Source organism: Oscillibacter sp. ER4 (genome assembly GCF_000765235.1).
Taxonomy (GTDB): domain Bacteria; phylum Bacillota; class Clostridia; order Oscillospirales; family Oscillospiraceae; genus Hominicoprocola; species Hominicoprocola fusiformis.
In genome coordinates this window covers 12,848-27,278 of record NZ_JPJG01000002.1, presented here as the reverse complement: position 1 = coordinate 27,278, position 14,431 = coordinate 12,848, and the positions used below count along the sequence as shown (strand labels likewise).

Below are 14,431 nucleotides of genomic sequence, written 5' to 3'. Positions count from 1 at the left end.
TTTATAAAATCTTCGATATTTTTCTTATTTCCATCTTCTAAAAGTTGCTATTTAAGTCATCGGATTCGTGATTTTCTCGATTTATGTAAACCATCGTCACCCCTCTCCCCCGCCTCGCCGCCATCTCGGCGTCGAAGAGGCGGCGCACCTGCCGACGCTCTTTGTCCCGTCCGAGCGGGCAAAAAACTCTTGGGAGCAGGCCGGGTGTGTCCCGCTCCCGCCCCGCAAGGCGGCAAAAACGCGGAAAGCCCTGCAAACACTGGCTTTTTTGCTTCTCTGCCGTGCGCTCCCTTCCCTCGGTCAGCAAAGGAGCGCCCCCTGCGCCCAGGAAAGGGCGCAGGGGACGAAAAGCCGTCTTAGCAGTGTGGCGCAATGCCAAAATATGCAAGTTTGACTTTTTGAAAATTCATTTATTGAAATCCATTTATGTCAACCTGATTTTTTGATTTTTGTTGGCAAAGGTCACAAAAATCGCGCCTCTTTTTCGCTTTTCCCGTCATATGGGCGATCGCAGAGGAAGTTACATTTCATCCTTTTTTTCGTCCGTTTCCCCGTGAAAATGAAGGTAAACGGACGCCGTGGCGTCTTTCGGCAGCACACGTTCAAGGGCGAAAATGTCCGCCTCCCGAATCGCCTTAACGCTCTTGAACGTCTTGAGCAGCGCCTGAGCGCGCACCTTGCCGACGCCCGGAATCCCGTCGAGCGCCGAGCGGGTCGAGGACCGCGAATGGCTCTTGTGGTGGAACGTGATGGCAAAGCGGTGCGTCTCCTCCTGGATCTGACCGATCAGGGCGAAGACGTTCGGCGCGGCGTGCAGGTCGATCTCGCGGCCCTGCGCGGTGACGAGCGCGCGCGTGCGGTGGCGGTCGTCCTTGACCATGCCGAAGATCGGCACACGCACATGCATCTGCGCGCACACGCGCTCGGCGACGCCCGCGTGCGTGATGCCGCCGTCGATGAGCATGACGTCCGGCAGGGGGCTGAACTTCTCATCGCCGTCCAGATAGCGCTGGATGCGGCGCGTGAGCACCTCCTCCATGGACGCGTAGTCGTCCGGGTGGGCCGACAGGCTCTTGATCTTGAATCTCCGGTAGGCACTCTTCTTGGGCTTTGCGCCCTCGTAGACGACCATCGACGCGACGATGTCGCTCGCGCCGGTGTTCGAGATATCGTAGGACTCCATACGCCCGGGTGGTTCAGGGAGTGAGAGCATCCCCGCAAGCTGCGTCAGCGTGCGGTTCTCGCGCTCCTGCGCGGTCGTCACGCGCTCGACGTCCTCGCGCGCGTTGCACTGCGCCATGGCAAGGAGCTCGGCCTTCTCGCCCCGCTGGGGGACGTGGAGCGTCACCTTGCGGCCCGCGCGCTCGGTCAAGATTTGTGCGAGCTCGTCCGCGCCCTCGATCTCGCAGGGCAGCAGAATTTCGCGCGGCAGCACGCTCTTATTGAGGTAATACTGCGGCAGCAGCGCAGACAGGATCATCTGCTCGCTCTCGTCCTGCGGCGCGGCGAAGAGGTTCAGGTCTCGACCCGTCACGCTGCCGTCCTCAATGTGCAGTACGGCGCTGCCGCACTTGAGCGCGCCGCGATAAACTCCCCAGATATCGGTGTCGGCGCAGATGCCGGCGATGACCTTCTGCCGCTTGCCCAGCACCTCGATGGCGCGGATGCGGTCGCGCAGTGCTGCCGCCTGTTCAAAGTGCAGATCTGCGGCCTCCTGCTCCATCTCCTCGCGCAGCGCGCGCGTTAAGCGGCGGTAGTGGCCGTTCAGCAGCTCTTCGGCCTGCCCGATGCGGCGCATGTACTCGTCCTCATCCGGCGTGCCGCGGCAGAACGCGTCGCAGCGCCCCATGTGATGGTTGAGGCAGGGCCGCTCCTTTCCAATGTCGCGCGGGAATTTGCGGCTGCACGTCGGCAGGCGGAATGCCGCACAGATCGCGTCGATGGCCGCGCGCGTCTCGTTTCGTCCGCCAAACGGGCCAAAGTAGAGCGCGTTGTCGTCCGCAGGCTTGCCGACCATCGTAAAACGCGGATAGTGCTCCGTGCCGAGGCGCACAAAGGGATAGCCCTTGTCATCCTTTAACAAGATATTGTAGCGCGGCATGTGCTGCTTGATGAGCGAGTTTTCCAAAATCAGCGCCTCGAACTCGGTCGAGACGAAAATCGTGTCAAAGTGGTCGACCTGCGAGACCATGCGGCGCGTCTTCTCATTGTGGGAGGAATTCTCCTGAAAATACTGGCTGACGCGGTTTTTGAGCTTTTTCGCCTTGCCGACGTAAATGACGCAGCCGGTCTTGTCCATCATCAGATAGACGCCAGGCGCGAGCGGCAGGTCGTTTGCCTTGTCCAAAAGCTCCTGCTTCGTCATGGGACATTCCCTCCTTTCTTTTCATCTCTACATTATAATATATAATAGTATATCCGGTCGAATGGTGCCGGTAAAATGGAAAAAGGCGGCTTCCTGTGGAAGCCGCCTTTCCTGGTTGTTTCTTATTCGCCGAAATTGTTGGAAACCAGCTCGCACAGAGCGGTCACGGCTTCCTTTTCGTCCGCGCCGTCGGCCAGCAGCGTGATGGTCGTGCCCTTGACGATCCCGAGGGACAGCACGCCCAGCAAGCTCTTGGCGTTCACGCGACGCTCATCCTTCTCCAGCCAGATGCCGCTCTTGAACTCGTTGGCCTTCTGAATGAAGAACGTGGCAGGACGAGCATGCAGGCCTACTTCATTGTTGATCGTAACATTCTGAGTATACATCGTTACTACTCCCTCTCCAAAAAAATCTTTCGGACTTTATCGTATCATATACCATCGGGGGCCGATTCGTCAATGCCATTTCGCGCGAAATGGCGCGGATTTGGCAATAAACACAGACAAAGTGCTTCCCCGGGCAGGCATTTATTTCAACTCGACCACAGTGACGCCCGACTCGCCCTCGCCATAGTTGCCAAGGCGGAAGCTCTTGACGGCTTTGTTGCGCCGGAGGCTCGCGTGCACCGCCTTGCGCAGCGCGCCCGTGCCCTTGCCGTGGATGATCGTCACGGTCTCAAGATGCGCCATGACGGCAGCGTCAATGTAGTTATCGAGCACGCTTTCGGCCTCCAGCGTCTCCATGCCGCGGATGTCGAGCTCGCGCGCAGCGGACGCCGTGCGCAGAATGCGCTGCGAGGGGGCAAACTGCGGCTGCTTTTTGGCCGTGGCCGCGCGCTCCGCCGCCTCGATGAGGCGGACCTCGTCGGCTTTGACCTTCATCTGCAAAACGCCCGCCTTGAGCGTCAGCGTGCCGTCCTTGACAGCTGTGACCTCGGCCTGACGGCGCGTACCGGGGATCTCGACCATGTCTCCAACCTCAATGGGCCGCGAGGGCTTGGGGATGGGCTCCGTGCTCTCGTCGCGCACGCCCGCAGCGTCGCGCGCCTGCTTGATGTTGTGCATGATCTCGGCGCGCTGGGCGTTCATCTGCTGGGCGTCGAGCTTTTTCTGCTGCTTGCGCAGCGCATCGAGCTCGCGGAACGTGTCGTCCGCGACGGACTTGGCCTCAGCCAAAAGGCGCTTGGCCTCGGCTTCGCCGCGGCTTCTCGCGTTCTCCTTCGCGCGCTCCATCTGCGTGCGGAACTCGCGCGCCTTGCGCGCGTCCTCCTCGCGCTGGGCGTAAAGACGGTCGACCTCGGCTTTTTCTTTCTCTAACTGCTGCCTCTTCTGCTCCAGCTGCGTCAGCACGTCTTCAAAGTGGATGCTCTCGCTGTCCATCTGCGCCTTGGCCTTTTCAATGACGGCCTCGGAAAGCCCCAGCCGCTTCGAGATTGCAAAGGCATTCGACTTGCCGGGGATGCCGATGAGCAGCTTATAGGTCGGGCAGAGCGTTTCCACATCGAACTCGCAGCTTGCGTTTTCCACGCCCGCGGTCGTCATGGCAAAGGTCTTGAGCTCGGCGTAATGCGTCGTCGCAGCGATCTTCGCACCCTGTGAACGCGCCTGCTCGATGACGGCGATGGCCAGTGCCGCACCCTCAACGGGGTCGGTGCCCGCGCCCAGCTCATCGAAGAGGATCAGGCAGTGCTCGTCCGCCTCGTCCAAGATCTGCACGATGTTTTTCATATGCGCCGAGAAGGTCGACAAACTCTGCTCGATGCTCTGCTCGTCGCCGATGTCGGCCAACACCGAGGAAAAGATGCTCACGGCGCTGCGGTCGTCGCAGGGGATATGCAGGCCGCACTGCGTCATCAGGCAGAGGAGGCCGAGCGTCTTTAAGCTCACGGTCTTGCCGCCGGTGTTCGGGCCTGTAATGACAAGCGTATCGAAGCTGCGGCCGAGCTCAATGTCGATGGGCACGGCCTTCGCGGGGTCGAGCAGCGGGTGACGCGCATGGCGCAGATACACGCTGCCGTCCTTTTTGAGCTCGGGGCGCATGGCATTCATGCGGTAGCTCAGCTCGCCGCGCGCGAAAATGAGGTCGAGGTGGACGAGAATGTCATAATCCCACAGAATATCGCGGCTGAAGCTCGCCGCCTCGCCCGAGAGGGCGTAGAGGATGCGGTCGATCTCCTTCTCCTCTTTCGCTTCGAGCTCCTTGAGCTCGTTGTTGGCCTGCACCACGCCCATCGGCTCGACGAAGATCGTCGCGCCGCTCGAGGACGTGTCGTGCACGAGGCCCGGCAGCTCGCCGCGGCACTCGGCCTTCACCGGCACGACGAAGCGCCCGCCGCGCTGCGTGATCAGCGCGTCCTGCAAAACGTTCCGGTAGCTCGGGGACGAAATGATGCGCTGCAGGATCTGGCGGCCCTTGGCCGCCGCCACGCGCTTGTGGCGGCGAATTTCCGCGAGCTCGGGCGAGGCCGCGTCGGCGATCTCGTTTTCGTCGAGGATCGCGGTCGTGATCTTCTCCTCCAGAAAGCGGTTCGGGTGCAGGGAGAGGAAGAGTTTGTCGATGACCGTCCCCTCCTCGTCCTCCTTATAATAATCCTGCACGCGGCGCACATTCGTGAGAAGCCCCGCGATGTCGAGAAGCTCCCGCGTGTTGAGCATGCCTCCGCGCTCGGCGCGGGAGAGCGCTTCGCCCACGTCGCGCACGCCGCCAAAGGCAGGGCTGCCGCGCAGCATGATCATCTTGCGCGCCGCGTCCGTCTCGTCGAGCAGGCGGTTGACCTCGCCGAAATCATCCGATGGCGTCAGCCGTCGCGCCCGCGCCTTGGCCTCCGCGCTCACCGCGTGATGCTCGAGCATCTCCAATAGCCGCGGCAGTTCCAGCACGCGGATGGATTTTTCAAACAGTTCACTCATAGTTTTCTCCGAAATTTTGATTTCGATTCGTATTTCTTTCGACAGATATTTCGTTTAGTTGTCAATTTTCATGCTTTTGTAGAAGTCCAGCGTTTTGAATCGCCGGTCAAGCTGCACCTGCGCAAACACCTCGCACGCCGCGGCAAAGCGCTTTTCCGTCTCGCCCGAGAGGGAAAACGACAGCATCCGCTTCGGCTCGGAAAACAGCACATGGCGCATCGCCGCGAACGAGCCCGCGTCCAGCGGCAGAAGGCCGCCCCCGCCGTGGCCCGCACATTCTTTGCACAGCAGCACGCCCTGCTGCGCGTCAAACACCGGCTCTTTCGGGTTGTGCGTGCCACAGACGGCGCAGCCGTCGAGCAGCGGCTCGTAGCCCGAGAGCGCAAGCAGCTTGAGTTCAAACGCCGCCTTGACGATGCTCTGCGGTTTTTGCAGCGTGTCGAGCGCATAGAGCGAGTTGAGCAGCAGCGATAAGATCTCCGGCACGGGCTCGTCCTCCGCCGTGACGCACTCGGTCATCTCGGCAAAATACGACGCGAGCGACAGTAGCTCAATGTCCTGCCGGATACCGTCGAACAGCGAGATCGTCGACGCCTCGTCGAGGTAGTACCAGTTCCCGCGCTGATAGAGTACGAGCTCGGAAAAGGCCAGAAGCTCACTGCCCGCGGCGATGCGGCTTCCCTTGCGCCGCGCCCCGCGCGCCACGACCGCGATCCGCCCGAGCGAGTCGGTCAGAATATTCAATATGTAGTCGGCCTCCTTCGTCGCCGTCGCGCGAAGGACGATGCCTTTAGTCACGAGTTTTTCTGACATAAAACTCCTCTAAATTGTTTTACACCAAGGGGTGTAAAGGGTGGTTGCCTTGCAGGCAGGATGGTTTTTTCCGCGCACTGCGCGGAGGGGGAATGCAGCGCGTAGGCGCTGCTGCCGGTCAAAGGGGGTATTCTCTTTCCAAAGAGAATACCCCCTTTGGAACCCCCGGAGAAAGGCAAGGGGGCTTCCCCCTTGACCCCGCACATTGGCAGTTTGTAGCTCGAAGAGCTGCGCAGCCTGCGGAATCGGGTGCGGTGTACATGGCTTCGCCATGAATCTTCTGCGATTCGTGACAACTCTCAACCGCGCCTTACTATCGTGAGGCGCGAGTGACGTTTGCTTGGCGGCAGACTGCGTGCCAAATGCGGCATTGCTGCGCTCGCCGCATTGTAGGGACTGGCAGTAGACGGAAATTAGGCTGTACTTCTACAAGATGGGCAGAGCGGCACCCGCAAGGGGTGTGCCGCATCCGTAAGGCAGCAGAGCCGCCAACGGCTGCGCAACAGCGGATGATAGGAGCAAGTCAAATCGTATAGCAACGCCAACCGCGGCAACGCCGCGCACAGGGCAGTGCAATCGGCAAGCATTGCAGCTCTTCGAGCTGCTCGCTTGCAATGGGAAACGCCTTTCTTTTGGACGGGCGACGCCCATTTTCTTTCTCGGGAAAGAAAATGGGGGTCGCATCACGCGGCACTTGTGCCGCATTGACATTCGCACCTGTGCGAAAAAGAAAGAATTCTCTTTCGAGAAAGAGAATATTCCTCTTTCTCGCATCCCCTGCACGGTGCAGGGGAAAAATTCCTCACCCCTCAATGGGTATCATTTACTGCCAGTAAATAAAAAATCGGCTCGCCGGTTTTCAAAAACAGCGCGAAATATCCGTTTCGCAAATCCCTCACCTCATGCTTAGCATGAGGAAAACTCCCGCGAACTATGGCTGGGAAAATTTATTACTGCTTTTTGATGCAGTCAATGAAGCTGCCGATCGCCATACCGATGCACGTACCGCTCGCCATACCGGCGGCCATGTTGTTAAAAAGCGGCTGCCCCAGTGCAAAGCCGATGCTCATGCCGATCAGCATACCAAAAATCATACAATTGCCGCTGTCATCGGTCTTCTTTTCTTTCTTATCGGACATGCTTTTCCTTCTTACTGTTCGTCGTAGCCGAAGCTTCTGATATAGTTCATATTGTCGCGCCAGTTTGTCCCACGCGGCCTGCCGCCGCGCGGGAACCCATTAAGCCATTGACGGGCGAAATGAATTCGCCCCATGGCATTCTCCGCTGACGCTCCGAATGACGCCGCGCACGCGGCGGCTTGCTCACGCTCGCAGGAAAACCGGCGTTTCCCCTCTTCTGCGCAGCTTACTGTTCGTCGTAGCCGAAGCTTCTGATATAGTTCATATTGTCGCGCCAGTTTTCCTTGACCTTGACCCAAGTCTCGAGATAGACCTTTGTGCCCATGAAGCGCTCGATGTCGCGGCGGGCCTCGGTCGAGATCTTCTTGAGCATCGCGCCGTTTTTGCCGATGATGATACCCTTGTGGCTCGCCTTTTCGCAGTAGATGGTCGCGTCGACCTCGATGACCTCGTCGTCGCGCTCAATAAAGCGCGTGATCTCGACGGCCGTGCCGTGTGGGATCTCTTTATCGAGGTTGCGCAGCAGCTTTTCGCGCACGATCTCGCCCACGACCTGACGGTCGGGCTGGTCAGTCGTCATGCCGTCGGGGAAGAGCTGCGGGCCCTCAGAGGCGTACTTACCGAGCTCGTTCATCAGATCGTCCAGCCCCTCGTGCGTGCGCGCGGAAATGGGGATAATGGCGTCAAACGCATACGCCTCGCTGTAGGCCGCAATGACGGCAAGCAGGTCGTCCTTTTTCTCGACAGTGTCGATCTTGTTGATGCACAAAATCGCCGGCAGATGAGAAGCCTTGATCTTTTCGATGAGCTCGGCCTCAGGGATGCCGACGTGCGCCACTGGCTCAACGAGCAGCAGCACCGCGTCCACGTCCGCGATGGATTCGCGCGTGACCTTGACCATGTAGTCGCCCAGGCGGTTGCGCGCCTTGTGGAATCCAGGCGTGTCGAGCAGCACGTACTGCGTGTCGCCGCGGTTCATCACGCCGTAAATGCGGTTGCGCGTGGTCTGGGGCTTGTTCGACACGATGGCGATCTTCTCGCCCACAAGGGCGTTCGTCAGGCTGGATTTGCCGACGTTAGGCCGTCCGCAGACGGTGATCATAGCGGTCTTCGTTTTGTTCATGATAGGTGATCCTCAACTTTCTTTTGTTCGTTGAACGTTTTTTATTCATACAGCGAAAGCTGTATTCTCTTTTTGGATGCCCAAAGGGCGCGGTATTCTGTTCCACTGCCGTGGGGACGCGGGACAAAGGGGGTATTTTCTTTCCAAAGAGAATACCCCCTTTGGAACCCCCAGAGAAAGGCGAGGGGAGAACCCCTCGACCCCCGACATTGTCGGTCTGGCGCTTGAATAACTGCACGCGCTGCGCAATGTAAGTGCGGTGTACATGGCTTCGCCATGAATCTTCTGCGAGTCGTTACGTCTTGCAACCGCGCCTTACTGCCGTGAGGCGCGTGTGACGTTTGTCTGGCGGCAGACTGCGTGCGGAATGCGGCATTGCTGCGCTCGCCGCATTGTGGAGACTGGCAGCAGACGGGAATTACTGCGCACTTCTACAAGATGGGCAGAGCGGCACCCGCAAGGGGTGTGCCGCATCCGTAAGGCAGCAGAGCCGCCAACGGCTGCGCAACAGCGGATAATAGGAGCAAGCCAAATCGTCTTGCAATGCTAACGCGGCTCCGCCGCGCGCAGGAAGTAGCAATCGGCAAGCATTGCAGCTCTTCGAGCTGCTCGCTTGCAATGCAAACGCCTTTCTTTTGGACGGTCACACCGCCCGTTTTCTTTCTCGGGATAGAAAATGGGGGGTGTGGTGTTGCCGCCCGCAGGCGGCATTGCCCTCCGCACCTGTGTGGAATTATCACCGCTCGAGTTCGAGCAATTTCATAATTGCCTCTTCATGTTCCCGCATCTGCGCTTTCATCGGCCCTTCGTCCAGATGGTCGTAGCCCAGAAGGTGAAGCACCGAGTGCGTCACGAGGTACGCCAGCTCGCGGCGGTTGGAGTGGCCGTATTCCTTCGCCTGCGCGGCGACGTGCTCGAGCGAGATGACCATATCGCCGAGCGGGACGAGGCCCGTTCCGGGGTCGGCGTCCTCCTCACCCGGCAGCTCGCCGGGGGTAAGCTCGAACATTGGGAAACTCAGCACGTCCGTCGCGCGATCGACCTCGCGCATTTCGCGGTTGATCTCGTGGATGGTCTCATCGTCCGTCAGCCGCACGTCGATCTCACAGGGAAAGTCCACACCCTCGGCGGCGAGCGCCGTGCGGATGACCTTGCGGATGAAGGCGCATTTGCTGTCGCTCACGCCGAGCACGTCCGACGTGATGGGAATATAATGTCTCTTTGCCATCACTTTTTCCTCTTTTCGTTTCGCGCGGCCTCATAGTCCGCGTAGGCCTTGATGATGCGCTGGACCATCACGTGGCGCACCACGTCCTGGTCCGTGAGCTCGCAGATGCCGATGCCCTCCACGTCTTTGAGCACGCGCACGGCCTGCTTGAGGCCGCTCATCTTGTCCGCCGGCAGGTCGATCTGCGTCACGTCGCCGGTGATGACCATTTTTGAATTAAAGCCCATGCGCGTCAAAAACATTTTCATCTGCTCGCAGGACGTGTTCTGCGCCTCGTCCAAAATGATGAAGCTGTCGTCCAGCGTGCGGCCGCGCATATAGGCAAGGGGCGCGACCTCGATGTTGCCGCGCTCTAAATACTTCTGGTACGTTTCCGCGCCGAGCATATCAAAGAGCGCGTCGTACAACGGGCGCAGATACGGGTCGACCTTGCTCTGCAGATCGCCCGGCAGGAAGCCGAGGCGCTCGCCCGCCTCGACCGCGGGGCGCGTCAGGATGATACGGTTCACCTTGCGCTCGCGGAACGCCGCGACCGCCGCGGCGACGGCGAGGTACGTTTTGCCCGTACCTGCGGGGCCGACGCCGATGGTGATGGTGTTTTTCAAAACGGACTCGATGTATTTTTTCTGTCCGATGGTCTTGGGCTTGATGGGGCGGCCCTTGGAGCTGATGCAGATGACGTCCTGCGTCAGCTCGCTGATGCGGTCCTCCTGTCCCGCGCGCACGAGCGAGATCACGTAGCGCACATTCTGCTCGGTGATGGGTTCGCCGCGGTTTGAGATCGTGAGCAGTGCATTGAGCGCCTTCACGGCGAGCATCGTGTCCTCGACCTCGCCGTTCACGCGCAGCTCGCCCTCGCGATTGGAAATGGTGACCTTGAATTCCGATTCGATCAGCCGCACGTTCTCATCGAATGAGCCGAACAAATTGACCGCCTGCTCCATGCGTTCGATGCTGATGCGCTGTTCCATGCTGTGTTTCCTCCTGAAAAAATGTTGACGCCGGCCGGTCGCGGCTGACGGTGTTATCCTTCACTGACGGCAATGGGCACCTCTTTTCCGATCTGCTCCTCACACTCAGCGGAGAGCGTCACGACGAGGGTGTCGCCCTCCACAGCGGTCGAAAAGCGCCGCTGCGTCACGCTGCCAGTCTCCCCCAAGAGGGCGGCAAGATACGTTTCGAGCATGTCTTTTCCCTGCGCCTCCGCGTCGGCGCGGGAACGTGGTGTTATTTCCAATTCGTAGGGCAGCAGCGTTTCCGTCTCCCATGTGACGGGCAGGGCAAAAAGGCCAAAAAGCGTCCATTGTGTTTGATTCTTTATTTTATCACAATCAACATTGCAAATGCTACTCCCTTTTGCACCAATTTTCAACCGATTCTCGCCCCAAATCAAGGTATGGCTGCGCTTTTCTTTTCCGGTGTAAACCTTCTTTTCATACGTGAGCGGCACGCGGACGGTGAGGTCGTACCATGTCCGTGCCCAGACTTCGCCCTTGCCCGCTAAAAAGCGCGTCGTCACGCTCGGCTTTTCTGTGCCGCCCGTGTCCACCACGCCCGCGATCAAAAGCTGGCCCTGCTGTACGCTCGTGCCGGGCAGGACTCTTTTCTCCCCATCCAGCGCGCGGACCTTGGTGATAAGGCCCGGCTTTGCCGCAATGACGTTCGTCGGCTCGCTCTCGTTTACCCGCTCGGGTGCGCGCACGCGCTCACGCACCTGCACATAGGCCTTGCAGCCGCGCACGTTGACCGCCACCCAGCAGAGGTCCTTGAGCTCCGGCAAAACGCGGTTGCAGATATCCTGCGAGCGGAACGAATAGATGAACGTTCCGCGGTGGACGCCGTGCTCGCGCAGGGCATGCAAAATCGTCTCAGTCGGGACGGTCTCGTTGCCCGTGACCTCAAAATCCCAGATGAAAAGCGAGTTGACGAGCAGCAGCGCCGCACACAGAATGCCGCCGGCGAACAGTGCGTGGCGTCGGCGCAGGCGCGCAAAGAAAAACGGCGTGCCCGCCGTGCGCTCGATAGATACCTCCGCCCCGCAGCCCTCGGCGGCACGGCGCAGCGCGCGCAGGTCGCCGCGTGTCACGCAGAACGACAGCGCCGTATCGTCGATCCACCTGACATCCCAGAATTCGATGCCCCGCGCGGAGCAGAGGTTCAGCATCCGCTCGGGGTACGCGCTCTTTGCGCGCACGCATACACTGCCGCGCAGCAGCTTGACGGCTTTTTTCAGCATAGCTCCCTCATCTCACATATTCCACGGTGTCGATCTTGCCGAAGATGCGCACCTCGCTGTCGGTCATGCTGCGCAGCGTCAAATTCTGCCCGCGCACGCGCAGGATGAGCGAGCCCGCCCCCACGTCGATCTGCTCTGTTCCGTAGGATAAGATCCCGCTGTGTCCCTCCAGAAAGAGCTGCCGGTCGCCCAGCATCTCCACATGGCACAGCCCCGCCACGATGTCCGCCGGCAGGTCAAAGAGCTCTGCCATGCGCGCCAGCATGCGCTGCGGCCGTTCGTTTCGTTCCATCGTCCATCTCCCCTTTGGGCAAAGCCTATGCGCCCTTTCGCGCGGATTTGCCTGTCCCATGCGGGCAAGTTCGGCTTGCCCCGCGCATAGACTCGTCTGGAAGGTCAGGTGATGGCATGAAAATAAGAGACCGTTTGCCGCTTCTGGCGGTGCTGTGCTGCTTTTCCGCACTGCTGCTGTTGCCGGAGGTCAGCGCACAGGCGGCGCGGGACGCGATGCTGCTCTGCGCGCAGACGCTTATCCCGTCGCTGTTTCCGTTTTTCGTGCTCTCGTCGCTGCTCATCGCCTGCGGCGCGTCGGAGCTGCTCTCTGCGCTTTTGTCGCCGCTGATGCGGCCGCTGTTCGGTCTTTCTGGTACGGGCGCGGCCGCGCTGGCGCTGGGTCTTTGCGGCGGCTACCCCGTCGGCGCACGGACAGCTGCCGAGCTTGTGGAAAACGGCGCGCTCTCGCAGGAAGAGGGCGAGCGGCTGCTCGCCTTCTGCAACAACGCGGGACCGGGATTTCTGCTCGGCGTGTGCGGCGCGGGCGTGTTTTCGTCCAGCCGCGCGGGCGCGGCGCTGTATCTCATCCACGTCGCCGCGGCGCTCTGCGCAGGTCTTCTCACCTGCCGCGCGTTGCCGCCGGTGCCGCATGGAACATATCCGCACAAAAGCGCAAAAGCGCAGCATCTTTCCACAGCCTTTCCCGCGGCGGTGCAGAACGCGCTGACGGGATGCCTCAATGTGAGCGCGTTCGTCGTGTTTTTCACGGTGCTTGCGCGGCTGTTGCTGCACTTTCTGCCGGAGGCCTTCGCCTCATCGCTCCCCTGCGCGCTGCTGCTTGGATTTTTAGAGCTCACGAGCGGCGTGCTGTCGCTTCCCTGCTCGCGCGCAGGCTTTCTCGCCTGCGCGGCGCTGCTCGGCTGGGGCGGACTGAGCGTCCACTGCCAGACGCTCAGCGTGCTCGCGGCCACTCCCCTCTCCGCGCGGTACTATCTCAAGGGAAAGGTGCTGCAAGCGCTGCTGTCGCTGCTCCTTGCCCTGCCCGCGCTGCCGTTTCTGTTTCCCTGACGTTCACGGCTCCGCCCCTGTGATGGCGCTCGCCACCTGCGAGACCACATCCGCCACCGCGTCGTCGAAAAGGTGCATATACACCGCGCTCGTCACGGATGTTGAGCTGTGCCCCAGCGCCTTCGAGATGCTGAACATCGGCACATTCTGGCTGTTGGCGACGCTCGCAAAGCTGTGGCGCAGCCCGTGGAGCGAGATCGGCGGGAGGCCCTGCGCGGCGATGAACTGCGCAATGCGCTGGCACAGAACGTCCGGCTGATAAGGCTTTCCCGCCTCGTTGACGGCGACGTAGCCCTCGGGGTTATATTTAGGGTCCTGCTTCCGCCGCCTTTCCCAGTCGCGGTGCAGTCGTTTGAGTAGCGCAGCCAGTCCTCCACAAAAACGTCCCTGGGCGCGCTCATGCCGCCGAGCAGCTGCGCGCGGCGGTACTCGGCGATGACCTGCTCGGCCTGCTCCATCGTGGGATAGGTGCGCGTGCGGCGCACGCGCCTGCCGTCTTCGCCGTCGTAGTAGAGCGAGACATCGTAAAGGTGGTTCCTGTCGTCATACGACAGGTTCCGTTTGAGCGTTTTTCTCATGCGTTTCTTCCTCTTTCCGTCGTTATGATCTTTTCTACATTTTGTGCAGAAAATAAAAAAACACCGCTGCATGAGCAGCGGTGTTTTTTAGCGAATAAAATCAGGCGTTCTTCGCGATCTCGACGAGCTTGGTGAAAGCGACGGGATCGTTGATGGCCATCTCGCTGAGCATCTTGCGGTTGATCTCGATGCCGGCGGTCTTCAGGCCGTGCATGAACGTGGAGTAGTTCATGCCGTTGAGCTTGCAGGCTGCGGAGATACGGGTGATCCACAGGGAGCGGAAGTCTCTCTTCTTCAGGCGGCGGCCGACATAAGCGTAGGTCAGGGACTTCATGACCTGCTCGTTGGCCATCTTGAAGTGGCGGGATTTGTTGCCCCAGTAGCCCTTGGCGAGCTTGAGGGTCTTGTTTCTTCTCTTGCGCGTCATCATCGCGCCTTTAACACGTGCCATATTGTATAAGCCTCCTTAAAGCGTATCGTTGTAAATTATTTGTAGGGGATCATCTTGCGGATCGTGCTGGCAGTGGTCTTGTCAGCATAGCCGCCCTGACGCAGACGACGCGTACGCTTGGTGGGCTTCTTGGTCAGGATGTGGCTCTTGAAAGCCTTGGCGACCTTGACCTTACCGGACTTGGTCAGATTGAATCTCTTTTTGGAACCGCTGTGGGTTTTCAGCTTGGGCATAGTAGTTTCTCCTTT

Annotated in this window: 14 protein-coding genes; 1 reads left to right on the top strand and 13 read right to left on the bottom strand. The window is 59.9% G+C overall.

Going from position 1 to position 14,431, the window contains the following annotated elements; translation table 11 throughout:
- Positions 1-520: 520 nt before the first annotated feature.
- The 10 genes from uvrC to NI20_RS0100300 form a co-directional block, all read right to left on the bottom strand.
- A complete protein-coding gene (gene uvrC / locus NI20_RS0100345; protein WP_033119477.1) occupies positions 521-2,365 on the bottom strand; it encodes an excinuclease ABC subunit UvrC in 1,845 nt (614 codons plus the stop codon).
- A gap of 122 nt (positions 2,366-2,487) precedes the next feature.
- On the bottom strand, positions 2,488-2,751 hold the full coding sequence (locus tag NI20_RS0100340) for an HPr family phosphocarrier protein (protein WP_033119476.1): 264 nt from the start codon (positions 2,749-2,751) through the stop codon (positions 2,488-2,490).
- Between the two features lie 141 nt (positions 2,752-2,892).
- A complete protein-coding gene (locus tag NI20_RS0100335) occupies positions 2,893-5,274 on the bottom strand; it encodes an endonuclease MutS2 (RefSeq protein ID WP_033119475.1) in 2,382 nt (793 codons plus the stop codon).
- A gap of 54 nt (positions 5,275-5,328) precedes the next feature.
- A complete protein-coding gene (gene recO, locus NI20_RS0100330) occupies positions 5,329-6,087 on the bottom strand; it encodes a DNA repair protein RecO (RefSeq protein WP_033119474.1) in 759 nt (252 codons plus the stop codon).
- Positions 6,088-7,037: 950 nt separating this feature from the next.
- Complete coding sequence (locus NI20_RS0100325) at positions 7,038-7,226, bottom strand: hypothetical protein (RefSeq protein ID WP_033119473.1); 189 nt, start codon at positions 7,224-7,226, stop codon at positions 7,038-7,040.
- Between the two features lie 226 nt (positions 7,227-7,452).
- Positions 7,453-8,349 carry a GTPase Era gene (era, locus tag NI20_RS0100320; RefSeq protein ID WP_033119472.1) on the bottom strand — a complete coding sequence of 299 codons (897 nt, stop codon included), beginning with the start codon at positions 8,347-8,349 and terminating at the stop codon, positions 7,453-7,455.
- 736 nt (positions 8,350-9,085) lie between these two features.
- Positions 9,086-9,577, bottom strand: coding sequence for an rRNA maturation RNase YbeY (gene ybeY, locus NI20_RS0100315; RefSeq protein ID WP_033119471.1), 492 nt, complete (start codon positions 9,575-9,577; stop codon positions 9,086-9,088).
- Positions 9,577-10,548 carry a PhoH family protein gene (locus NI20_RS0100310; protein ID WP_033119470.1) on the bottom strand — a complete coding sequence of 324 codons (972 nt, stop codon included), beginning with the start codon at positions 10,546-10,548 and terminating at the stop codon, positions 9,577-9,579. Before NI20_RS0100310 ends, ybeY begins: the two co-directional genes overlap by 1 nt.
- Before the next feature lie 53 nt (positions 10,549-10,601).
- A complete protein-coding gene (locus NI20_RS0100305; protein WP_033119469.1) occupies positions 10,602-11,813 on the bottom strand; it encodes a sporulation protein YqfD in 1,212 nt (403 codons plus the stop codon).
- A gap of 7 nt (positions 11,814-11,820) precedes the next feature.
- Complete coding sequence (locus NI20_RS0100300) at positions 11,821-12,105, bottom strand: YabP/YqfC family sporulation protein (protein ID WP_033119468.1); 285 nt, start codon at positions 12,103-12,105, stop codon at positions 11,821-11,823.
- Between the two features lie 116 nt (positions 12,106-12,221).
- Between NI20_RS0100300 and NI20_RS0100295 the strand changes: the two genes are divergently transcribed.
- Positions 12,222-13,154 carry a nucleoside recognition domain-containing protein gene (locus tag NI20_RS0100295; RefSeq protein WP_033119467.1) on the top strand — a complete coding sequence of 311 codons (933 nt, stop codon included), beginning with the start codon at positions 12,222-12,224 and terminating at the stop codon, positions 13,152-13,154.
- Positions 13,155-13,157: 3 nt separating this feature from the next.
- Here NI20_RS0100295 and xerC read toward each other — a convergent pair whose 3' ends face one another.
- From xerC to rpmI, 3 genes are all read right to left on the bottom strand, one after another.
- Positions 13,158-13,502, bottom strand: a complete 345-nt coding sequence (gene xerC / locus NI20_RS15910) for a tyrosine recombinase XerC (RefSeq protein WP_369699380.1) — start codon at positions 13,500-13,502, stop codon at positions 13,158-13,160.
- Between the two features lie 330 nt (positions 13,503-13,832).
- Positions 13,833-14,183: a 50S ribosomal protein L20 gene (gene rplT, locus NI20_RS0100285; protein ID WP_033119465.1), complete on the bottom strand. Its 351-nt coding sequence runs from the start codon at positions 14,181-14,183 to the stop codon at positions 13,833-13,835.
- A gap of 35 nt (positions 14,184-14,218) precedes the next feature.
- Complete coding sequence (rpmI, locus tag NI20_RS0100280) at positions 14,219-14,416, bottom strand: 50S ribosomal protein L35 (protein WP_033119464.1); 198 nt, start codon at positions 14,414-14,416, stop codon at positions 14,219-14,221.
- Between the last annotated feature and the right edge of the window lie 15 nt (positions 14,417-14,431).